At 53.4% G+C, this 23,219-nt stretch carries 15 protein-coding genes, 5 tRNA genes and 3 rRNA genes; 5 read left to right on the forward strand and 18 right to left on the reverse strand.

Going from position 1 to position 23,219, the window contains the following annotated elements; translation table 11 throughout:
- Nucleotides 1-5: 5 nt before the first annotated feature.
- From I6N93_RS16040 to I6N93_RS16050, 3 genes are all read right to left on the reverse strand, one after another.
- A tRNA-Gly gene (locus I6N93_RS16040) sits at nt 6-80 on the reverse strand.
- A 231-nt stretch (nt 81-311) separates the two neighbouring features.
- Nucleotides 312-396 (reverse strand) — tRNA-Tyr (locus I6N93_RS16045).
- 15 nt (nt 397-411) lie between these two features.
- A tRNA-Thr gene (locus tag I6N93_RS16050) sits at nt 412-487 on the reverse strand.
- A gap of 350 nt (nt 488-837) precedes the next feature.
- Here I6N93_RS16050 and I6N93_RS16055 point away from each other — a divergent pair.
- Together I6N93_RS16055 and coaA are read left to right on the forward strand one after the other, a co-directional pair.
- Complete coding sequence (locus I6N93_RS16055; protein WP_085690254.1) at nt 838-1,110, forward strand: hypothetical protein; 273 nt, start codon at nt 838-840, stop codon at nt 1,108-1,110.
- A gap of 220 nt (nt 1,111-1,330) precedes the next feature.
- Nucleotides 1,331-2,281: a type I pantothenate kinase gene (gene coaA, locus I6N93_RS16060; RefSeq protein WP_085690256.1), complete on the forward strand. Its 951-nt coding sequence runs from the start codon at nt 1,331-1,333 to the stop codon at nt 2,279-2,281.
- A 27-nt stretch (nt 2,282-2,308) separates the two neighbouring features.
- On the opposite strand, the gene birA is transcribed toward coaA, so the two are convergent.
- The 8 genes from birA to murI all read right to left on the reverse strand — a co-directional run bounded on the left by birA (nt 2,309) and on the right by murI (nt 10,937).
- On the reverse strand, nt 2,309-3,274 hold the full coding sequence (birA, locus tag I6N93_RS16065; RefSeq protein WP_085690258.1) for a bifunctional biotin--[acetyl-CoA-carboxylase] ligase/biotin operon repressor BirA: 966 nt from the start codon (nt 3,272-3,274) through the stop codon (nt 2,309-2,311).
- Nucleotides 3,271-4,320, reverse strand: a complete 1,050-nt coding sequence (gene murB, locus I6N93_RS16070; protein WP_085690260.1) for a UDP-N-acetylmuramate dehydrogenase — start codon at nt 4,318-4,320, stop codon at nt 3,271-3,273. Before murB ends, birA begins: the two co-directional genes overlap by 4 nt.
- 166 nt (nt 4,321-4,486) lie before the next feature.
- Nucleotides 4,487-4,602: ribosomal RNA gene (gene rrf, locus I6N93_RS16075) — 5S ribosomal RNA — on the reverse strand.
- A gap of 110 nt (nt 4,603-4,712) precedes the next feature.
- Nucleotides 4,713-7,619: ribosomal RNA gene (locus tag I6N93_RS16080) — 23S ribosomal RNA — on the reverse strand.
- Between the two features lie 198 nt (nt 7,620-7,817).
- A tRNA-Ala gene (locus tag I6N93_RS16085) sits at nt 7,818-7,893 on the reverse strand.
- Between the two features lie 127 nt (nt 7,894-8,020).
- A tRNA-Ile gene (locus I6N93_RS16090) sits at nt 8,021-8,097 on the reverse strand.
- 71 nt (nt 8,098-8,168) lie between these two features.
- A 16S ribosomal RNA gene (locus I6N93_RS16095) occupies nt 8,169-9,711 on the reverse strand.
- The 16S, 23S and 5S rRNA genes sit together here with 2 tRNA genes alongside, the layout of an rRNA operon.
- Nucleotides 9,712-10,067: 356 nt before the next feature.
- Nucleotides 10,068-10,937, reverse strand: coding sequence for a glutamate racemase (gene murI, locus I6N93_RS16100; protein WP_085689922.1), 870 nt, complete (start codon nt 10,935-10,937; stop codon nt 10,068-10,070).
- Between the two features lie 191 nt (nt 10,938-11,128).
- On the opposite strand from murI, the gene trmA reads away from it, so the two are divergent.
- Nucleotides 11,129-12,232, forward strand: a complete 1,104-nt coding sequence (trmA, locus tag I6N93_RS16105; protein ID WP_085689924.1) for a tRNA (uridine(54)-C5)-methyltransferase TrmA — start codon at nt 11,129-11,131, stop codon at nt 12,230-12,232.
- Nucleotides 12,233-12,272: 40 nt separating this feature from the next.
- On the opposite strand, the gene I6N93_RS16110 is transcribed toward trmA, so the two are convergent.
- The 6 genes from I6N93_RS16110 to metB all read right to left on the reverse strand — a co-directional run bounded on the left by I6N93_RS16110 (nt 12,273) and on the right by metB (nt 19,861).
- On the reverse strand, nt 12,273-12,641 hold the full coding sequence (locus I6N93_RS16110) for a YijD family membrane protein (RefSeq protein ID WP_085689926.1): 369 nt from the start codon (nt 12,639-12,641) through the stop codon (nt 12,273-12,275).
- A gap of 25 nt (nt 12,642-12,666) precedes the next feature.
- On the reverse strand, nt 12,667-13,311 hold the full coding sequence (fabR, locus tag I6N93_RS16115) for an HTH-type transcriptional repressor FabR (RefSeq protein ID WP_074729089.1): 645 nt from the start codon (nt 13,309-13,311) through the stop codon (nt 12,667-12,669).
- Nucleotides 13,312-13,703: 392 nt separating this feature from the next.
- Complete coding sequence (oxyR, locus tag I6N93_RS16120; RefSeq protein ID WP_085689928.1) at nt 13,704-14,621, reverse strand: DNA-binding transcriptional regulator OxyR; 918 nt, start codon at nt 14,619-14,621, stop codon at nt 13,704-13,706.
- A gap of 483 nt (nt 14,622-15,104) precedes the next feature.
- The gene (metF, locus tag I6N93_RS16125; RefSeq protein WP_085689930.1) at nt 15,105-16,001 is read right to left on the reverse strand and encodes a methylenetetrahydrofolate reductase; all 897 of its coding nucleotides are present in this window, start codon (nt 15,999-16,001) and stop codon (nt 15,105-15,107) included.
- Between the two features lie 261 nt (nt 16,002-16,262).
- Nucleotides 16,263-18,698 (reverse strand): bifunctional aspartate kinase/homoserine dehydrogenase II, encoded by a 2,436-nt coding sequence (locus tag I6N93_RS16130; protein ID WP_085689932.1) that lies wholly within the window; start codon nt 18,696-18,698, stop codon nt 16,263-16,265.
- A gap of 2 nt (nt 18,699-18,700) precedes the next feature.
- Entirely contained in the window at nt 18,701-19,861 is a 1,161-nt protein-coding gene (gene metB, locus I6N93_RS16135) for a cystathionine gamma-synthase (protein ID WP_085689934.1), read from the reverse strand.
- Nucleotides 19,862-20,048: 187 nt separating this feature from the next.
- Between metB and metJ the strand changes: the two genes are divergently transcribed.
- Nucleotides 20,049-20,366, forward strand: coding sequence for a met regulon transcriptional regulator MetJ (gene metJ, locus I6N93_RS16140; RefSeq protein WP_085689936.1), 318 nt, complete (start codon nt 20,049-20,051; stop codon nt 20,364-20,366).
- Nucleotides 20,367-20,461: 95 nt separating this feature from the next.
- On the opposite strand, the gene rpmE is transcribed toward metJ, so the two are convergent.
- A complete protein-coding gene (rpmE, locus tag I6N93_RS16145; RefSeq protein WP_085689938.1) occupies nt 20,462-20,677 on the reverse strand; it encodes a 50S ribosomal protein L31 in 216 nt (71 codons plus the stop codon).
- Between the two features lie 275 nt (nt 20,678-20,952).
- Between rpmE and priA the strand changes: the two genes are divergently transcribed.
- Nucleotides 20,953-23,151, forward strand: coding sequence for a primosomal protein N' (gene priA / locus I6N93_RS16150; protein ID WP_085689940.1), 2,199 nt, complete (start codon nt 20,953-20,955; stop codon nt 23,149-23,151).
- Nucleotides 23,152-23,219: the final 68 nt, after the last annotated feature.

A 23,219-nucleotide genomic window follows, 5' to 3' on the forward strand; every position in this document is an offset into this window, starting at 1 on the left:
TAATATGGAGCGGGCAGTGGGAATCGAACCCACATCATCAGCTTGGAAGGCTGAGGTAATAGCCATTATACGATGCCCGCATCCTGGAACTCGGCTACCTGATTTCTTTATAGGGTCAAAAACCCCAGCATATATTACATCCATGCCGTGATTTTTCCGATCCGATTTTTGATACACAGATCGTTTTGATCCTGTTTACAGGATTGAATTAATGGTGGGAGATGGAAGATTTGCCACGCAACTCCTCACCTTCACCAACATGATACTTGCTGCTTTATCACGTTGATTCAACCATTTCTCATGGCTTGAATTGGTGGTGGGGGAAGGATTCGAACCTTCGAAGTCTGTGACGGCAGATTTACAGTCTGCTCCCTTTGGCCGCTCGGGAACCCCACCAGGTTGTGTACTTGATGGTGCCGGCTGCCGGAGTCGAACTGGCGACCTACTGATTACAAGTCAGTTGCTCTACCAACTGAGCTAAGCCGGCATCAAGTGCTGCGCATTCTAGGTAGAGTGGCCGGTCTATGCAACAAAAAAATTGCTTAAAATGCACTACCGCTTAGATTTTGCACATTTTTGGACATTCTTTTGCATAAGCGTTAGCAATTCGTGCAAATATGCATCACGCTACCGGCGTCAGCCGTATTTTCCTCAAGGCTAAATCAGACCTTCTCCCATCACTTCGTCTTCATTAGACCAGCAAGCCACGGTCATCCAAGGCACTTTCGTTATATCACTTACTCAAAACCCAATAGATTATGACGACAGTGGTATGTTTTTTGCTCATTAATGGTTAATAGGCTATCCGCCGCCGCTTGCTTTCGCAGGAGATGCTTCGTGAAAACCGTTTTACTTACCACAGCGACCCTTCCTTTATATCGATATGCATTGGCAGGATTACTCATTAATGCTGTCAAGCACGGCAGCTCCGTCGGACATCGGCCCCCTTTGTCCTATGAAGACGCCGAAGGTTACTTCAACGGACTGAGGCATGCCATTGCGAAAGGAGAGCGTCTCCTTTGGATCGCGCTCTATGAAAGTGAGGTTGTAGGAACCGTGCAACTGGAGCTTTGCCAGAAATCGCCATTTATTACAAACGCCTCTTTATAATGAAATGAGGCTAGCTGGTAGCGGCTTACTGAAATAAAGCTAGTGCCTTCATAAGGCATCCGCGCTGTAATGGATTTCTTCTTCTTTTCTTTACCCGCATGGTGGTAATCTGCCCGTCGTCATTTAATTCCCCCCCATAAAAGGTGAGTGGTCTTTTATCCAACGGTTCAAGACTGGCATGACGCCTTTTAACGCTGTACTGACATAAAGAAACGTATTTATGAGAGATAGAGAGCAATCCTTGGTCACACCATATCTGCAATTTGATCGTCAGCAGTGGGCGACGTTGCGGGATTCGATCCCGTTAACGCTGACCGAGAATGAAATATTAAAACTCAAAGGTATCAATGAGGATCTATCCCTGGACGAAGTTGCAGAAATTTATCTGCCACTCTCGCGTTTATTGAACTTTTATATCAGCTCTAATGTGCGACGCCAGGCAGTTCTGGAGCAGTTTTTAGGCACTGGCGGACAAAAAATCCCCTACATTATCGGGGTCGCCGGTAGCGTGGCGGTTGGGAAAAGTACGACTGCGCGCGTATTGCAAGCCTTGCTCAGCCGATGGCCAGAACATCGTACCGTTGAGTTGATTACCACAGACGGCTTCTTACATCCCAATAAGGTTTTAAAAGAAAGAAACCTGATGAAGAAAAAAGGATTTCCCCAGTCATACGATATGCACAGTCTGGTGAAATTCGTTTCTGAGGTGAAGTCAGGGGCTCCCAGAGTCGTCGCGCCAACCTACTCCCATTTGACATACGACATCGTCCCTGACCAACAGCAGGTCATCGAACAGCCCGATATTCTTATATTGGAAGGATTGAATGTTTTACAAAGCGGCATGGACTATCCTCATGATCCACATCGGGTCTTCGTATCCGACTTTGTGGATTTCTCCATCTATGTCGATGCGCCGGAAGAGTTGCTGAAAAGCTGGTACATCAACCGCTTTCTGAAATTCAGACAGGGCGCATTTGCCAACCCGGACTCCTATTTCCACAACTATGCAAAAATTACGGAAGAAGAAGCCGTGGAATTTGCGTCTCAGGTATGGTGTGAAATCAACGGATTAAACCTGAAAAAAAATATTCTGCCTACCCGTGAAAGAGCCAGTTTGATTATGACGAAAAGCGCCAATCATGCTGTCGAGCGCGTAACTCTGCGTAAATAATAATTCCAGGGGATGTTCATCCCCTGATTATTTTGATGCTCCGCGCAACGAAATTTCTCCGCCGATGTAGGGTATCAACACGCCGTTTTGCTCCAGTAACAATGCCCCTTGATTGTCGATGCCTTTATCGACCCCGACAATCTCTTTATCACCCATCAAAAGTTTTACCGGCCGATTATAAAAGTTATCCAGAGATTTCCAGCGAGGAATTAACGGAGCCAAACCATGCTGTTCGAAAGAGACCAGCGCCGCACGTAATTCTGTAATCAAGCGGGCCGCCAACGTGTTGCGATCGATAGCCACACCCGCTTCCTGCAAGTTGATCCAGCCTTGGTTGATCATTTCGGCTCCCGGCTCCCGCATTTGCAGATTAATACCAACGCCAATGACGAGGTGAGCCGCATCACCGGTTCTGCCGTTCAGCTCAACCAGGATTCCAGCCAGCTTGCGATCGTTCAAATAAAGATCGTTAGGCCACTTAACCCGTACTCCATCCGCTCCCAGACTGTGCAGCACTTCTGCCATGATGATACCAATGACCAGGCTCACTCCAATCGCGGCCGCAGGCCCTTGCTCTAAACGCCAATAGAGTGATAAGTAGAGATTCGCACCGAAAGGAGAGAACCATCGCCGCCCTCTGCGACCACGTCCCGCCTGCTGATATTCGGAGATGCAGACATCTCCAGATGAAATTTTATCGAGACGATTTAGTAGATACTGATTGGTAGAATCGATGACGGGCAACACATAGATATTTCCGCCGCTAGTTGGTGCTCGGATTTTTTCAGCATCCAGTAGCTCTATCGGAGCAGGTAATGCGTAACCTTTACCTGTAACGGTAAAAACATCAAGACCCCATTCACGAATGGTATTAATGTGCTTATTGATCGCAGAGCGGCTCATTCCCAGACGCTCGCCGAGCGCTTCTCCTGAATAAAATTCGCCGTCGGACAGAAAGGAAATCAACTTCAGAGGAACGGTATTGTCTCTCATGCCAGCACCTCGACTGCATTGACTTCCCCCTGACGGGTAATGAATCTCACCTCGGGCTCTAACCACACACCAAACTTTTCAGCTACCTGGTGACGAACGTAACGCGCCAGACTGACGACCTCCGCGCTTGTCGCGTGTCCGACGTTAACGAGAACCAAAGCCTGATTGGCGTGTACCGCAGCATCACCGATACGGTGGCCTTTAAGCTCACACTGGTCGATTAACCATCCGGCGGCAAATTTAACTTCGCCGTTAGCCTGAGGATAATGCGGTACCAGAGGGAATCGCCGTAATAGCTCATTCGCGAGGGCTGCAGGAAGTACCGGATTCTTAAAAAAGCTGCCTGCATTCCCATTCACGGCAGGATCGGGCAGCTTGCTCTTGCGCATAGCACACACTGAATTGAAAACGTCCTGGGGCGTCACAGTCTGAGGATCGCATCGCGTCAGATCGCCATAATCAAGCACAGGCTGCCAGAGTTTGGGCAACGTGAGTCCAACCGCCGTAATCGCATAGCCATCACGGTATTGATGCTTGAAAACGCTTTCACGGTAGCCAAACTGGCAACTCTCGTGCACCAACCGCGTTTGTTCGCCGGTGTTGAGGTTCAAAACATCTACATAGACACACACGTCTTTCAGCTCAACACCATATGCACCTATATTCTGGATGGGGGCCGAACCGACACAGCCAGGGATCAACGCCAGATTCTCTAATCCGGGAATATTACGATTCAAGGTGAATTCGACCAGGTCATGCCAGACTTCGCCAGCGCCCACATGAAGATGCCAACTCGCGTCCGTCTCTTTGATCTCAATCCCTCTCAGACGATTTAATACGACACACCCATTAAAATCTTCAAGGAAAAGGACATTACTTCCACCGCCTAGAATTAATACTGGCTGTTTTGATATGGTCGCGTTTTTCCAGGCGCTAAGAAGATCTTCAGCTGATTTAGCTGTAATCACTTCTTTCGCTAAAACAGTTAGGGAAAATGAGTTGTAGGGTTGTAATGATGCGGCGGCACTCGTCATAGTCGTTTTCATGCTCGATGTATTTATATCGCTGTAGTTTACTCGATCCAGAAACATTATTGAGCGACGTTTTCTGAGGGAAGCTTTCGCTGCATACACCAGACGGGCCTGCCGGCCGTTTTCACCGCCCCAACGCAAAAACCCCCAGCTCTCGCTGAGGGTCTCTACTTAAATTAATGCCTGGCAGTTCCCTACTCTCGCATGGGGAGACCCCACACTACCATCGGCGCTACGGCGTTTCACTGCTGAGTTCGGCATGGGGTCAGGTGGGACCACCGCGCTATCGCCGCCAGGCAAATTCTGTTTCATTCCAATCGTTACACACGCTCTCCGTGCAACCACCAGAACCAATCTGCAAACAAGCTGAACTTCTTCTCGTCTCTCTAAAACACCTTCGGTGTTGTAAGGTTAAGCCTCTCGGGTCATTAGTACTGGTTAGCTCAACGTATCGCTACGCTTACACACCCAGCCTATCTACGTCGTCGTCTTCAACGGCCCTTCAGGGGACTCGAAGTCCCAGGGAAGACTCATCTCGGGGCAAGTTTCCCGCTTAGATGCTTTCAGCGGTTATCTCTTCCGCACTTAGCTACCGGGCAATGCAATTGGCATCACAACCCGAACACCAGTGGTGCGTTCACTCCGGTCCTCTCGTACTAGGAGCAACCCCCCTCAATCTTCCAACGCCCACGGCAGATAGGGACCGAACTGTCTCACGACGTTCTAAACCCAGCTCGCGTACCACTTTAAACGGCGAACAGCCGTACCCTTGGGACCTACTTCAGCCCCAGGATGTGATGAGCCGACATCGAGGTGCCAAACACCGCCGTCGATATGAACTCTTGGGCGGTATCAGCCTGTTATCCCCGGAGTACCTTTTATCCGTTGAGCGATGGCCCTTCCATTCAGAACCACCGGATCACTAAGACCTGCTTTCGCACCTGCTCGAGCCGTCACTCTCGCAGTCAAGCTAGCTTATGCCTTTGCACTAACCTCCTGATGTCCGACCAGGATTAGCTAACCTTCGTGCTCCTCCGTTACTCTTTGGGAGGAGACCGCCCCAGTCAAACTACCCACCAGACACTGTCCGCAACCCCGTTCAGGGGCCCACGTTAGAACATCAAACATTAAAGGGTGGTATTTCAAGGTCGGCTCCATGCAGACTGGCGTCCACACTTCAAAGCCTCCCACCTATCCTACACATCAAGGCTCAAGGTTCAGTGTCAAGCTATAGTAAAGGTTCACGGGGTCTTTCCGTCTTGCCGCGGGTACACTGCATCTTCACAGCGAGTTCAATTTCACTGAGTCTCGGGTGGAGACAGCCTGGCCATCATTACGCCATTCGTGCAGGTCGGAACTTACCCGACAAGGAATTTCGCTACCTTAGGACCGTTATAGTTACGGCCGCCGTTTACCGGGGCTTCGATCAAGAGCTTCGCCTTGCGGCTGACCCCATCAATTAACCTTCCGGCACCGGGCAGGCGTCACACCGTATACGTCCACTTTCGTGTTTGCACAGTGCTGTGTTTTTATTAAACAGTTGCAGCCAGCTGGTATCTGCGACTGGTATCAGCTCCGGGAGCCAGTCCCTTCACCAACGCCAGCGTGCCTTCTCCCGAAGTTACGGCACCATTTTGCCTAGTTCCTTCACCCGAGTTCTCTCAAGCGCCTGGGTATTCTCTACCTGACCACCTGTGTCGGTTTGGGGTACGATTTCGTGTTACCTGGAGCTTAGAGGCTTTTCCTGGAAGCTTGGCATCGGTTACTTCATCACCGTAGTGACTCGTCGTCACGCCTCAGTGTTAACGGTGTTCCGGATTTACCAAAAACACCCACCTACACGCTTAAACCGGGACAACCGTCGCCCGGATAACCCAGCCTTCTCCGTCCCCCCTTCGCAGTAACACCAAGTACAGGAATATTAACCTGTTTCCCATCGACTACGCCTTTCGGCCTCGCCTTAGGGGTCGACTCACCCTGCCCCGATTAACGTTGGACAGGAACCCTTGGTCTTCCGGCGTGCGGGTTTTTCACCCGCATTATCGTTACTTATGTCAGCATTCGCACTTCTGATACCTCCAGCAGCCCTCACAGGCCACCTTCGCAGGCTTACAGAACGCTCCCCTACCCAACAACGCCTAAGCGTCGCTGCCGCAGCTTCGGTGCATGGTTTAGCCCCGTTACATCTTCCGCGCAGGCCGACTCGACCAGTGAGCTATTACGCTTTCTTTAAATGATGGCTGCTTCTAAGCCAACATCCTGGCTGTCTGGGCCTTCCCACATCGTTTCCCACTTAACCATGACTTTGGGACCTTAGCTGGCGGTCTGGGTTGTTTCCCTCTTCACGACGGACGTTAGCACCCGCCGTGTGTCTCCCGTGATAACATTCTTCGGTATTCGCAGTTTGCATCGAGTTGGTAAGCCGGGATGGCCCCCTAGTCGAAACAGTGCTCTACCCCCGAAGATGACTTCACGAGGCGCTACCTAAATAGCTTTCGGGGAGAACCAGCTATCTCCCGGTTTGATTGGCCTTTCACCCCCAGCCACAAGTCATCCGCTAATTTTTCAACATTAGTCGGTTCGGTCCTCCAGTTAGTGTTACCCAACCTTCAACCTGCCCATGGCTAGATCACCGGGTTTCGGGTCTATACCCTGCAACTTAACGCCCAGTTAAGACTCGGTTTCCCTGCGGCTCCCCTATGCGGTTAACCTTGCTACAGAATATAAGTCGCTGACCCATTATACAAAAGGTACGCAGTCACACCCCGAAGGATGCTCCCACTGCTTGTACGTACACGGTTTCAGGTTCTATTTCACTCCCCTCGCCGGGGTTCTTTTCGCCTTTCCCTCACGGTACTGGTTCACTATCGGTCAGTCAGGAGTATTTAGCCTTGGAGGATGGTCCCCCCATATTCAGACAGGATAACACGTGTCCCGCCCTACTCGTCGAACTCACAGCTCATGCCTCTTCGTGTACGGGACTATCACCCTCTGTCGTGCGACTTTCCAGACGCTTCCACTAAGACTCAAACTGATTCAGGTTCTGGGCTCCTCCCCGTTCGCTCGCCGCTACTGGGGGAATCTCGGTTGATTTCTTTTCCTCGGGGTACTGAGATGTTTCAGTTCCCCCGGTTCGCCTCATGCCACTATGTATTCATGACATGATAGTGCAACGGATTGCACTGGGTTTCCCCATTCGGGTATCGTCGGGTATAACGGTTCATATCACCTTGCCGACGCTTTTCGCAGATTAGCACGCCCTTCATCGCCTCTGACTGCCTAGGCATCCACCGTGTACGCTTAGTCACTTAACCTCACAACCCGAAGGTGTCTCGTAAGACACCCTTCACGCTGCGATTATTTGAGAGACTCTGACGCAACCAAATCACCGCTCAATACTGCACGCAGAGAGATGTTCAGCCGCATCGTTTCAAATTTCAGCTTGTTCCAGATTGTTAAAGAGCAAAATACTTCACAGCATACTGTCGCCAATACGCTCTGAAGTCTTTGTATGGTGGAGCTATGCGGGATCGAACCGCAGACCTCCTGCGTGCAAAGCAGGCGCTCTCCCAGCTGAGCTATAGCCCCAAACGTCACTTACAGTTACCTTTAGATACCACTCATGGAAGAGTTAATTTTTTCTTAGGCAAGGCGTGCGAGGGCGGCGTTTACTCTTGTAAACAAGCCTGAGCATAACGCAGCATAAGAGAAAATTTGGTAGGCCTGAGTGGACTTGAACCACCGACCTCACCCTTATCAGGGGTGCGCTCTAACCACCTGAGCTACAAGCCTATAAAGGTATTTCTGCTCGTTCTTCTTCATCAGACAATCTGTGTGAGCACTTCACTAGCACTTCACTTCGGTAAGGAGGTGATCCAACCGCAGGTTCCCCTACGGTTACCTTGTTACGACTTCACCCCAGTCATGAATCACAAAGTGGTAAGCGCCCTCCCGAAGGTTAAGCTACCTACTTCTTTTGCAACCCACTCCCATGGTGTGACGGGCGGTGTGTACAAGGCCCGGGAACGTATTCACCGTAGCATTCTGATCTACGATTACTAGCGATTCCGACTTCATGGAGTCGAGTTGCAGACTCCAATCCGGACTACGACGCACTTTATGAGGTCCGCTTACTCTCGCAAGTTCGCTTCTCTTTGTATGCGCCATTGTAGCACGTGTGTAGCCCTACTCGTAAGGGCCATGATGACTTGACGTCATCCCCACCTTCCTCCGGTTTATCACCGGCAGTCTCCTTTGAGTTCCCACCATTACGTGCTGGCAACAAAGGATAAGGGTTGCGCTCGTTGCGGGACTTAACCCAACATTTCACAACACGAGCTGACGACAGCCATGCAGCACCTGTCTCAGAGCTCCCGAAGGCACCAAGGCATCTCTGCCAAGTTCTCTGGATGTCAAGAGTAGGTAAGGTTCTTCGCGTTGCATCGAATTAAACCACATGCTCCACCGCTTGTGCGGGCCCCCGTCAATTCATTTGAGTTTTAACCTTGCGGCCGTACTCCCCAGGCGGTCGACTTAACGCGTTAGCTCCGGAAGCCACAGTTCAAGACCGCAACCTCCAAGTCGACATCGTTTACAGCGTGGACTACCAGGGTATCTAATCCTGTTTGCTCCCCACGCTTTCGCACCTGAGCGTCAGTCTTTGTCCAGGGGGCCGCCTTCGCCACCGGTATTCCTCCAGATCTCTACGCATTTCACCGCTACACCTGGAATTCTACCCCCCTCTACAAGACTCTAGCCTGCCAGTTTCAAATGCAGTTCCCAAGTTAAGCTCGGGGATTTCACATCTGACTTAACAAACCGCCTGCGTGCGCTTTACGCCCAGTCATTCCGATTAACGCTTGCACCCTCCGTATTACCGCGGCTGCTGGCACGGAGTTAGCCGGTGCTTCTTCTGCGGGTAACGTCAATCAGCGAACGTATTAAGTTCACTGCCTTCCTCCCCGCTGAAAGTACTTTACAACCCGAAGGCCTTCTTCATACACGCGGCATGGCTGCATCAGGGTTTCCCCCATTGTGCAATATTCCCCACTGCTGCCTCCCGTAGGAGTCTGGACCGTGTCTCAGTTCCAGTGTGGCTGGTCATCCTCTCAGACCAGCTAGAGATCGTCGCCTAGGTGGGCTCTTACCCCGCCTACTAGCTAATCCCATCTGGGTTCATCCGATGGTGTGAGGCCCTGAGGTCCCCCACTTTGGTCTTGCGACGTTATGCGGTATTAGCTACCGTTTCCAGTAGTTATCCCCCTCCATCGGGCAGATCCCCAGACATTACTCACCCGTCCGCCGCTCGCCGGCAAGGGAGCAAGCTCCCTTCCGCTGCCGCTCGACTTGCATGTGTTAGGCCTGCCGCCAGCGTTCAATCTGAGCCATGATCAAACTCTTCAATTAAAAGCTTGATTTGCTAACTTAATAGCGATGCTCAAAGAATTTTACTGTTGATTCGTAATGAATTAACTGTTGTTCACTCTTCAAGACTTTTTCGTATCTTTTGCGATAGTGTCTTGTGAGTGCCCACACAGATTGTCTGATTATATTGTTAAAGAGCGTTTCGTTTCCGCCTAAGCGGCTAACGTGAGGCCGCGTATATTACGCTTACCTCGTTCAGAGTCAACGACTTTCTTCGTCTTTCTCCGACTGTCACCGCGCCGCGTTGTCCGCTTCGCCGTGTCAGTGGGAGCGCATTATAGGGCGTTATTTCGGGCTGACAAGCGTTAAATACAAAAACATTTCCGACCGCTCATAATTCACTCAAAAACTGGGTAGAGCAGTAATTTTTCCAGCGAATCGAAGCCATAGCGAGTTAATATCGGCTGTAGCATAACAACCTGCGGCGTCATGTTAAGACAAAAGGCCACGTTTTTCTTAATAGACAGCACCGGTGTTTCCATATGTTCAATCAGCCATAATGCTCTTCGCGCAATCGCTGCCCCGGAATCCACCAGCCGAGTCCCATCCGGCAGGACCTGCTGCAGTTCCTCCGCCAGTAAAGGAAAGTGAGTGCACCCCAGAACGACGGTGTCTGGCGGTTCAGATAGTTTGAGCCAGGGTTTTAATATATGCAGCAACGCTTCGGTTGAAACACGCTCTCCTCGCAGCTTAGCTTCACCCAGTTCCACCAGTTCCGACGATCCCAGCAGCAAAATCTTGCAATCATTAGCAAAGCGCGCAATAAGTTCACGCGTATAAGTGCGTTGCACTGTACCGCGAGTGGCAAGCAACCCGACCACGCCGTTGCGTGTGAGCCTTGCCGCCGGCTTGACGGCAGGCACGACACCCACAACAGGAAAGGAGAATCGTGCACGTAGGGCAGGAAGGGAAATCGTGCTCGCAGTGTTACAGGCTACTATAACCATCGAAAGCGAATATCGTTGCTGGACCGCTTCAACGATGGCGAGTACCCGCTGGATAATAAACTGCTCGGGTTTCTCGCCGTAGGGGAACGCTTCGTTATCGAACGCGTAGATATAGTGCAATTCCGGAAGCAACTTGCGAACTTCATCATAAACCGACAAACCGCCCACGCCGGAATCAAGGATCAGTACGGTAGGACGCCCGGAAACAGAAGGAACAGCTTCCGGCGAGACCGGATTCTCGCTCTGCCAATCGGTAGCCATATATTACTCTTCACCCAAATAAACAGATCGCGATTTTACCATGAACCGGGTTGTTCGAGAGGAGGTAATCTGTCGCCAGCGCACATCGCAACAAACAGGACGGCTCGCTATGACAAGGATGGACATCCCTTACAAATCCCCTACAATCGCCGCCTGTAAAGTCATCCTTGCCGCTTTTAAATGAGAACCTTATGACGCCAGAAATCCTGCCCATCGAAAACTACGACGCTCAGCTTGAAGAGAAGCGAATTCGTCTTACGACGATGATGGCGCCATTTTCCGCGCCGGATCCCGCCGTGTTTCGTTCTCCGGTCAGCCACTACCGGATGCGGGCCGAGTTTCGCGTCTGGCACGACGGTGACGATCTTTACCACATCATGTTCGATCAACTGACCAAACAGCGTATTCGCGTCGATAAATTCCCCGCGGCTAGCGAGCTGATCAACGCATTAATGCCGCGGCTGCTGTCCGCCATCCGTCCACAACCTGTGTTACGCCGCAAGCTATTCCAGATTGATTATCTTTCCACGGTGAGCGGCGAGATTGTCGTCTCGCTGCTGTACCACCGTCCGTTGGATGAGGAGTGGCAGCAACAGGCTTGCGAACTACGCGATCAACTGCGTGCCCAGGGATTCAATCTGCAACTGATAGGACGAGCGACGAAAACTAAAATCTGTCTCGATCGGGATTATGTCGATGAAGTGCTGCCGGTTGCCGGCAAAGACATCATCTATCGTCAGGTGGAAAACAGTTTCACCCAGCCCAACGCCGCGATGAATGTACAGATGCTGGAATGGGCGCTGAACGTGACGGCCGGTTCGAAAGGGGACCTGCTGGAGCTTTACTGCGGCAATGGCAACTTCTCGTTGGCGCTGGCGCGTAACTTCGACAACGTATTGGCGACCGAGATAGCCAAGCCATCGGTGGCTGCCGCGCAATACAACATTGCCGCCAACCAGATCGATAATGTGCAGATTATTCGCATGGCGGCAGAGGAGTTCACCCAAGCCATGCGCGGAGTCCGTCAGTTCAATCGGCTTAAAGGCATCGATCTTAGCAGCTATCACTGCGAAACCATTTTTGTCGACCCGCCGCGCAGCGGTTTGGATGACGATACGTTACGTCTGGTTCTGGAATACCCACGCATTATGTACATATCCTGCAACCCGGAAACCTTGTGCGCCAATCTGGAAACCCTGAGCCAGACACACAAAGTCAGTCAACTCGCTCTGTTCGATCAGTTCCCCTACACCCATCACATGGAGTGCGGCGTTTTACTGGAAAAATTAGCCTAACGCATTCGCAGCCGGATTTTCCGGCTGTCGGCTTGATTAACTAAGAGACACGTTCATCGGGCGACTGACGGCTACGCAGCTTAATGATCAGCCACAAAGCCAGTACGACGCAGAGGGTGGACGGCACGAAGTTGGAGCCGATTTGGGAGTACTCGGCCCGAATCGTCGCACTGTAGAGCAATAGCCCCAACAGAAAACATCCAGCAACCAACTTTGGCAACCCAAGCGACATATCCAGGCGCCGATAGCGTCGGTGTAGACAGTAAACCGACAACGCCAACGCGATGAGCGGGAAAATGGAAAATGGAACAATGGCGCTGAATAAGGCGGTGAACGTGCCATTGATGGACAAACCGGCAATCATCGACAGCACCAACGTCCCTTTCTCTGCATTTTTCAGTTTTGCCATGATGTTCCTCAACGAGTCTGAAAGACTACGGCGTAGTAAACCCTTTACTTAGCTCTCTTCGATACCAGTAATACGCCCCTTTCGCAATCATCCGCAGCTGTAGTACCAAGCGTTCTTCCAGTTGGCTTCGCTGTTCAGCGCCGATGTCTAGCGCTTCCGCGCCCGCACTGAAAACAATCGTCACCATCGCTTCCGACTGCGCCTCGGCGAAACTCCGTGGGATATGATTTTCGACTTCAAGATAATCCGCCAGTTCGGCAATAAAATGCTGAATTTCCCGGACAACCGCGGCACGAAATGCGGCGGAAGTCCCGGAACGCTCACGCAGCAAAAGGCGAAAAGCATTCGGGTTGTTGCCGATGAATTCCATGAAAGTGGATACAGACGTCCTGATTACGCTACCGCCGCTCTTGACGATGCGCTGGCGCGCCTGCCGCATCAATTGGCGGAGCATCAGTCCGCTCTCATCTACCATCGTCAGACCGAGTTCATCCACATCGCGGAAATGACGATAGAAAGACGTGGGGGCGATTCCGGCCTCGCGGGCAACCTCGCGCAGGCTAAGGCTGGCAAAACTGCGCTCAGCGCTTAGCTGACTAAATGCAGCTTCAATAAGGGAACGACGCGTCCGCTCTTTTTGTTGTGCTCTAACACCCGTGGTCTTGCTCAAAGTGATTTGCTCTCCTTACTTAGAGAGGCACTATAGCAAACTTTGCTCATGACAAAGTGCGTCAAAGTTTGTCCGTATAAAAAGTGACAATAGCGCGTTTTTTTAGGAAATCGTCGAGGGTGATCAAAATGGCAATATCAACAATTAGGCGACCGATAGCGGCCTGCACACCGACAATTTAGGCAAAATCGCGACTGTGCTTGCCTCAACATATATTGAAACGAGCAATGAAGAGGCGTTTACGCCTCCCATGCTCAACCATGTCCAAAGTACCGTGAAAAGTTGTTCTCTTATGGAGCGACCTCCAACCCACTTGTATAAGCAAGAATTAGCGTCACACAGACAGCGGAGGCGCTCACTCAGCGACGCCGACACATCCGTTATCAAACACCTTAAGCGGACTGCTTCGCCTGATTGTCCAAATACAGTTGCATGTGCTCGCGAATGGCATCGGCCAACTGCTCATATCGGCTACGCAGCGGCGACCCTGGGCGATAAATAAGTGCGACCGTGCGCTTTGGCTCCGGTTTGTAACACTGGAGGTAAGACACACCGTCACGCGTCCTTTCTTTCGGAACCGATAGGGCAGGCAACAGCGTAATACCGCTACCCGCTGCAACCATGTTTCTCAGCGTCTCCAAACTTGTCGCCCGAAAATGGGTGTCTTCATCCGCCCCGGCCTGGAAACAGAAGCCCATCGCCTGATCCCGCAGACAGTGGCCGTCTTCCAGCATTAACAGTTTCTCTCCGGACAGATCCGACATCGCTACCCGCTCGCGGTTAGCCCAGGGGTGATCCTGATAAATCGCCAGTTTCATCGGTTCGTCAAACAACGGCACTTCGATAAAGGCTTCCGATTCCTTCACCATCGCAAGAATAGCGCAGTCCAGTTTGCCGCTATCCAACTGAGCAAGCAGTTGATGGGTCTGCGCTTCGTGCAAATACATTTCCAGTTTTGGAAACGTTTTGTGTAACATAGGGATAATGTGAGGAAGGAGATAAGGGCCAACGGTCGGGATCAATCCGATATGCAGCGGACCAGACATGCTTTCACCTTGCTGGCTCGCCATCTCTTTCAGCACTTTGACTTCGCGCAGCACCGTTCGGGCCTGTTCGACCAACAGCAAGCCGGCCTGTGTGAACAGTACTTTGCGACTGGTACGCTCCAGCAACATGACGCCCAGCTCGTCTTCGAGCTTGCGAATCTGCCCGCTCAGCGTCGGTTGGCTAACGTGGCAAGAATCAGCGGCTCGGCGGAAATGCCGGTGCTCCGCTAACGCCACAAGATATTCTAAATCCCGGATGTTCATGCCTTAATTCTCCTTAATCACGATAGCCATTAACGATAGATATGATAGCAATGAACGATTATCCCTATCAACCTCTGTGAGCAATAATAATTCCAAGTAAAGCAAACAGCTCTCTTTTTGTACGTGATCAGACATAAAGGTGAACTTATTCAACGCCTCCACCAGGGCAGAGAAGCTACAACTGGATTGTAGCATTCAGGATCAGTGAATTTCTGGCAGGCCGGGGCTTACCCATGCAAACTACCGGCACCGGATGTTAACTAACGGTACAGAATCACGCCGATCTCATCCTGAGAATCATACAAATAAAAAGAAAGCCAACGTTACTTTGGCGGGCCTCAGGCCCGCTTTTTTTTGTCTACCGATAAGAGTCGCGGAGAAACCGGCGGGAACTGCGTGCTTTTATTGAGAAGGAGCGAGGAGGCATTCCCGTCAGGAGCATGCCGATAAGAGAGGCGCCGCTGCACTAATACGCGATCGCCATTAGGCCGCGATAGCGGGACGAACGCCCAACGTATGGCATATCGCATAGCTCAGCTCAGCGCGGTTCAGGGTATAGAAATGGAAGTCTTTCACCCCTTCCCGTCGGAGGATTTTCACCATATCCATCGCAATGGAAGCGCCCACCATCTTGCGCGTTTCCGGATCGTGATCCAACCCGTCGAACATGGCCGTCATCCAGTTCGGCACACGTACGTTCGTCATTGTGGCAAAGCGCTGCAGCTGTCGGAAGTTGGACACCGGTAGAATGCCCGGCACAATTTCTACGTCGATCCCTGTGGAAACACAACGGTCGCGAAAACGCAGATAGCTTTCCACATCAAAAAAGAACTGGGTGATGGCGCGATTAGCGCCCGCATCGACTTTGCGTTTCAAATTAATCAAATCGGCCTGAGCGCTCTTAGCCTCAGGATGCACTTCAGGGTAGGCCGCCACAGAGATATCGAAGTCACCCACTTCTTTCAGCAGGGTCACCAAATCCGCCGCATAAAGCTCCGGTTTGCCGCCTTCAGGGGGGAGATCGCCCCGCAGCGCGACGATGTGACGAATACCGCTTTGCCAATAATCCTGTGCAATGGCTTTCAGCTCACCGCGGCTTGCGTCAACACAGGTCAGATGTGGCGCCGCATCAACGCCGATGCGTTCTTTGATCGCCTTGATGATGCTATGCGTGCGATCGCGCTCTCCGGAGTTCGCGCCGTAAGTCACCGACACGAACTTAGGTTTCAGGCTGCTCAAACGGTCAATTGAACTCCATAGCGTCCCTTCCATCTCACTGGTGCGCGGCGGGAAAAATTCGAAAGAAACATTAATGTGCCCCTGCAATTCCGCCAGGCTCTGATTCAGCGCCTCCTGATGATTCGCGTGGAAAAAACTCATATCCTTACCTCAATTAGCCGTGATCATTGCCACCATTCACACGTCTATACGTTTAGACGTCTATATAAAAATGGCGGAATCGGTAGCCGTAGTCAACGCCTTCGGTGCTGATGTTTATTCATGCAATGTGAGGAGGATTCATGTTGCTTTTGCGTTGATTTAACTCGTTGAATTTAGGCATAAAAAAACCCGAAGCAGAACGCTTCGGGCGGAGTGGGAACGCGGCGATTTTTCACGATGACTTCGCCAGCATCCTCGCCATCAGAGGAGTTGAGCCAACCGGTTCAGATCGGATTGGATAGCCCCGGAGGTCACATCACGACCGGCACCCGGACCTCGGATAACCAGCGGGTTGTCACGATACCAACGGCTCTCGATAGCGAAGACGTTGTCGCACGGCAGCAACGCGGCCAGAGGATGATCCGGGCGGACGGCCTCGACCCCGACGCGCGCCTTACCGCTGGCGTCGAAGCGCGCCACATAGCGCAACACCAATCCCATTTCATTGGCTGCTTCCAGCCGTTGTAGCATTTGGTTGTTCAGCGACTCGCCATCCTCGAAGAACTGGTCGACGGACCCCTGTTCACAACCTGCGGGAACCAGCGACTCGACACGCACCTGCGACGGCTCGATTTCATGGCCGGCTTCGCGCGCCAGAATCACCAGTTTACGCATGACGTCCTGACCGGACAGATCGTCGCGCGGGTCCGGCTCGGTCAAACCTTGCTGCCATGCCTGATCCACCAGTTCGGTGAACGGCACCGTGCCGTCGAACTGCAGGAACAGCCAGGACAGCGTGCCGGAAAAGATCCCGCTGATGGCCAGGATACTGTCCCCGCTTTCACACAGGTCGCGGACCGCATAGTTCACCGGCAGTCCGGCGCCGACGGTGGCGTTGTATAACCAGTGACCGCCGGTTTTCGCGAACGCATCGCGAATTTGGCGATAATTGTCGCCGCCGGAAGCGCCCGCCTGTTTATTCGCGCTGATGACGTGAAAACCGTAGCTGGCGAAGTCCAGATAGAGGTCGGCCACCGCGCCGCTGGCGGTCACATCCAACACCACCAGGTCATCATAAGGATGATCGCGCATCCACAGGAACAGCTCATCTTCGTCGCGCTCCTGAGCTTCATCATCGAAATACGCCAGCACACGCCCCGCATCCAAACCGTCGTGATTAAGCAAGCTGCGGCGGCTGTCGACGACACCGGCCAGAACAAATTCAAAACCGGTACGCGCGGAAAGATGAGTCTGCTCGCGAGCGAACAGCTCCAGCCAGCGGGAACCGATGTTGCCTTTACCGAACAGCACCAGTCCGATGCGTTTCTCCGCACGGAACAGGGAATGATGCAGACCACGCACCAGATGTTCCGTCGGCCCGACGCGCAGCACCGCCGCCAGGCTGATGCTATCGTCCGATTCACAAACGAATTCGACCGGCTGATCTTTTAGCTGTTGATAGAAGCGGTGGCTATGAAGCGGGTTGTTGCCGACGCCAGCCCCCACGACCGCCACGACCGCCAAACCCTCGCGCAGTCGAAGCTGAATCGGCAGCGCCGACTGCGCTAACAGCGACCAGGCGCTGTCGACCACTTCCGAGGTATAGCAAAACTGCAGTAGGTCACGGTCAGGATGAATGCCCGTCGCCAGCGCTTTAATCTGCGCGCGCTGAAGCAATTGCCCGGCGTCTTGCTGCACACGTTGGAAATCGTGTCCATCTTGCACCGTCACCTCAATCAGACAAACATCATCATGGCTGGTGACGATCTTGGCGCCGGTCCCGGAGGCAAGCACGCGTTCTATACGTGTCGACCCCTGTTCAGGTTGATAACTGCACCGCAGCTCAAGATTGATATCGCTGCCGGACACCGGCTGCAACGTCCGGGTATGCAGAACCGGAGCGGCCAAACGCGCCAGCTCGCTCGCCTCATCCAACCGCAATAACGGCAGCAAACAGGCATCTTTGACTTTGCGCGGATCCGCGCTGAACACACCGGCAACGTCACTCCAGATCGTCACACGGTCAACGTCCGCCAGCGCGCCAATCTGCGTGGCCGAGTAGTCGCTACCATTTCTTCCCAGGAGGACCGTTTCACCCGCTTCATTGCGGCTGATAAAACCAGTGATCACCAGACGCTGATTGGCATGCTGTGTGAGCTGCTGCTGCAACAGCGGCCAGGAGCGTCCTTCGTCAACCTGCGGCAATGCGGAGCGCTCCGCGCAGAGAAACGTGCGCGCATCCAGCCAGGAGGCATCGATGTCTAATTGATTGAGTACGGCGGCCATCAGTCGGGCAGACCAGACTTCTCCGTGCCCAACGACTTCGGCGTAAACCGCTTCGGTAATTTTGCCATCCAGCAGTAGCGCCAAACGCTCAAGGTCATGGATAAATGCAGAAGTCAGCCGCTCTGCTGCGGCCTCCGGCAACAGGCCGGCAATAAGATCGCTTTGATAGCGGCGCAATGCCTGCTGCACCTGATGCGCGGAGATACGGTCGGTTTGGCTGAGCTTTAGCCAGCTAATCAGCTGATTGGTGGTCCCACCCGCCGCCGACACGACCATCAGATCACCGGGACGACTGTATTCAGCCATAATACCGGCGACGCGCTGATAGCATTTCACATCAGCCAAACTGCTGCCGCCAAACTTATGCAACTGCCGACCTGTGGCGGCACCCGCTATCCCTAAAGCACTCATCGTTACCTCTTTGCGACTGCCTGAAATGCCTGTTTCAAATCGGCGACCAGATCGTCGCCGTCTTCAATACCGACGGAAACTCGCAGCAGCATCTCGGAAATCCCTGCCGCCGCACGCGCTTCCGGGGCCATTCCGGCATGAGTCATGGTGGCGGCGTGGGAGATCAGGCTTTCCACGCCTCCCAACGACTCCGCCAGTGTAAATAGCGCCAGTGAGGACAGGAAACGGCGCAACGTCTCTTCATCGCCGTCCAGTTCAAAGCTCAGCATAGCCCCAAAACCCGATTGCTGGCGACGCGCGATGTCATGCCCGGCGTTTTCCGGTAAAGAGGGGTGATACAGTTTTTTCACCAGCGGCTGCTGCTGAAGGTATTCCACAATTTGTAGCGCGTTTTTCTGCGCCGCTGACATGCGGGGGGCCAACGTTCGCAGGCCGCGCAGCAGCATATAGCTGTCAAACGCCGCGCCGGTCACGCCGATATTGTTGGCCCACCAGGCCAGTTCGGTCACGAGTTCAGGGTCGCGCGCAATGACCGTCCCCGCGACCACATCCGAGTGACCGTTGAGATATTTGGTGCAAGAGTGCACCACCAGGTCGGCGCCCAGGCTCAGCGGATTCTGCAGCGCCGGGCTCAGGAAGGTATTATCCACCACGCTAACCGCGCCCTCATCACGCGCCGCCTGACAGATCGCGGCGATATCCACTACACGCAGTAGTGGATTGCTGGGGCTTTCAACCAGTACCAAACGCGGTTTTTCCGCCAGCGCCGCCTTCAGCTCCGCATCATTGCCCTGATCGACGAATTTCACCCGAAACGCGCCACGTTGGCTCAGGCTGTCGAACAGACGGTAGCTGCCGCCGTAGCAGTCATGAGGAGCCACCAAAAGATCGCCCGGACGCAGGAAAACGGTGCAAACCAGCAAGATCGCCGACATACCGCTGTTGGTCATCACCGCACCCGCCCCGCCTTCCAGCTCGGCGAGCGCACGTTGCACGACGTCGCGGGTGGGATTACCGCGCCGTGAGTAATCGTGCTCACGAGGCTGATTAAAACCGGCGAAGTTATAAGTGCTGGAGAGATGAATAGGCGGAACGACGCAACCATACTGCTCGTCGTTATTCAACCCGCTGCGAACTGCGATAGTGGCCTGTTTGCGCGTCATCGATGATGATTCCTGACTGGTAGCTGAATGAGGAGGCCCAAGAGTAAACGCAGTCAACGTAGACGTCAATACATCTAGACTTCTAAACTTCTTTGCGTATAGATTGAGCATCCCTATAATAATCGCTAGAATTAAGACAATTTATGACAGTGACTGTCCTCATCACGATAATTTTTTAAGGTATCTCATGGCTAAGTGGAATGGCGAATACGTAAGCCCATACGCTGAACACGGCAAGAAAAGTGAACAGGTCAAGAAGATCACGGTTTCCATCCCGTTGAAAGTATTGAAAATTTTAACTGATGAGCGCACCCGTCGTCAGGTAAACAACCTGCGTCACGCCACCAATAGCGAATTGCTTTGCGAAGCGTTTCTCCATGCGTTTACTGGGCAACCGTTGCCGAATGATGAAGACTTGCGTAAAGAGCGCTGCGATGAAATCCCCGAGGCGGCCAAACAGATCATGCGGGAAATGGGTATCAACCCGGATACCTGGGAATACTGAGTGATGCCGTAAACGGCATCCAGAAACAACAAAGGCACCCGAGGGTGCCTTTGCTATGCGCGGAAGAAAATCTGCGGCAAAAACCGTGAAGCAAATTACTTCTTGCTGCCCGGGATGCTGAAACGCCTGTTGAAGCGATCAACACGACCACCAGTGTCAACAACACGCTGTTTGCCAGTGTAGAACGGGTGGCAAGCGGAGCATACGTCCAGGTTCAGGTCGTGACCCGCAGTAGAACGGGTTTTGATGATATTACCGCAAGAGCAAGATGCAGTAATTTCGCTGTAATTCGGATGGATACCTTCTTTCATGGGAAACCTCTGATTAAGGCCGTGTCGCTATCCAGCCCTATTCCGCCAGACACCACACGAGGTTGAAGTTGAATTCGTTTTATCTTTACACACACGGTATAAAGGCGGCGAATCATACAGAAATTAACCAGCCGATGCAATCACCCCCACACAGAACCTGCCGCACCATGTACACTGTTGCCCGGATGGTTTTCCGCACAATCGTATTGTGCCGCTTTTGACTTGCCATCCTTGCTGTATAAAGAGTTTCCCCTTAGCTTTCGGACGGAGATGCCATGCCTGTCGTTCAGGTTGCCCTGCCCGTGCCACTGGCGCGTACTTTTGATTATCTGCTGCCCCCGGGATCCTTATCCCCGGCTCCCGGCATGCGGGTACGCGTGCCGTTTGGCAACCGCAGGATGATTGGCATCGTGACCGCACTCAGCGATAACAGCGCGCTGCCGCTGACCCAGCTCAAACCCTTGCAAGACGTGCTGGATCCGGAGTCGTTATTTCCCGCCAGCCTGTGGCGCATCCTGATGTGGGCCGTGAAGTACTACCACTATCCCATCGGCGAAGTGCTGTTCCATGCGCTGCCGACGCTGCTACGCCAGGGTAAACCCGCGCATACGGCTCCGCTATGGCAGTGGTTCGCCACCGAACAAGGGCGTGAAACCCCGCTGCCGACGCTGAAACGCTCGCCCAAACAGCAACAGGCGCTGGCCGCGTTACTGCAAGGGCCGCTCTATCGCCATCAGATCAGCGACGCCGAATTGACCGAAACCGCTCTGCAGGCGTTACGCGCCAAAGGACTGTGCGACCTGAGGCCTCTGTCGCAAACGCCGCGCGACTGGCGACCAAACTTTAGCGTCAGCGGCGAACGCCTGCGTCTGAATACCGAGCAGGCGACCGCCGTCGGCGCGATACGCAGCGAAGATCAACATTTTTCCGCCTGGCTGCTGGCCGGCATTACCGGCTCCGGCAAGACTGAGGTGTATCTCAGCGTATTGGAAAACATTCTGGCGCAGGGAAAACAAGCGCTGGTGCTGGTGCCGGAAATCGGACTGACACCGCAAACCATCGCTCGCTTCAGAGACCGCTTTAACGCACCGGTAGACGCGCTGCACTCCGGTTTGAACGACAGCGAACGTCTGGCCGTCTGGCTAAGGGCGAAAAACGCGGAAGCCGCCATCGTGATAGGCACACGCTCCGCCCTGTTCACCCCTTTCGCTCGACTGGGCCTGATCGTCATCGACGAAGAGCACGACAACTCGTATAAACAGCAGGAGGGGTGGCGCTATAACGCCCGCGATCTGGCCGTTTTCCGCGCTCGGGAAGAGAATATCCCTATCGTCATGGGCTCCGCGACCCCGGCGCTGGAAACGCTGTATAACGTCCAAATCGGCAAATACCGGCAGTTACGCCTTAGCAAACGCGCCGGTAACGCACGGCTTGCTCAGCAAAATATCCTCGATCTGAAAGGACTGCCGCTCAACACCGGTCTGTCGCAACCCCTGATTGCACGCATTCGCCACCACGTTCGGGAAGGAAACCAGGTCATCCTGTTTCTTAATCGGCGCGGCTTTGCGCCGGTGGTGATGTGCCATGAATGCGGCTGGATCGCCGAGTGTCCGCGCTGCGACCACTATTACACGTTGCATCAGCACCAGCAGACTCTGCGTTGCCACCACTGCGACAGCCAGCGGCCGGTGCCGCAACAATGTCCTGACTGCGGCTCGACCAACATAATGCCGGTGGGAGTGGGCACCGAACAGCTCGAACAGGCGCTACCCGCCCTCTTCCCCGATACACCGATTACCCGCATCGATCGCGACACCACCAGCCGCAAGGGAGCACTAGAGCAACAGTTGGCGCAAGTGCGTCAGGGCGGCGCCCGCATCCTGATAGGGACGCAGATGTTGGCCAAAGGCCACCATTTCCCCGATGTGACCTTGGTGGCGCTGCTGGACGTGGACAGCTCTCTGTTTTCCGCCGACTTCCGGGCTGCGGAACGGTTTGCCCAGCTCTACACCCAAGTTTCCGGTCGAGCCGGACGAGCGGGAAAAGCCGGTGAAGTGGTGCTGCAAACCCATCACCCCGAACATCCGCTGCTGCAAACGCTATTGCAACAGGGCTACGACGCCTTCGCCGCTCAAACGCTGAAAGAGCGCCAGAGCGTGGCCCTGCCGCCGTTCACCAATCACGTCCTGTTTCGCGCTGACGATCATGATAACCAGCAAGCCAGTCAATTCCTTCACCAGCTACGTAACCTGCTCGAAGCTAGCCCGCTGCGCGATGAAAACCTCTGGGTACTGGGACCCGTGCCCGCGCTACAGCCCAAACGCGCAGGGCGATTTCGTTGGCAATTGCTGCTTCAGCATCCCTCCCGCGCCCGGCTACAGCATCTGCTGCGCACTTCCCTAAGCCTCATCGATACCCTGCCACAGTCGCGTAAAGTCAAATGGGTACTGGACGTCGACCCAACGGACGGCTGACGCTTTCTTCATATTGATTCTTCTAAGATTTTGCGAACCAGCGCGAAAAATACGCGCTTGGCACTGTT

It is taken from the genome of Lonsdalea populi (assembly GCF_015999465.1).
In the GTDB taxonomy this organism is placed as follows: Bacteria; Pseudomonadota; Gammaproteobacteria; order Enterobacterales; family Enterobacteriaceae; genus Lonsdalea; species Lonsdalea populi.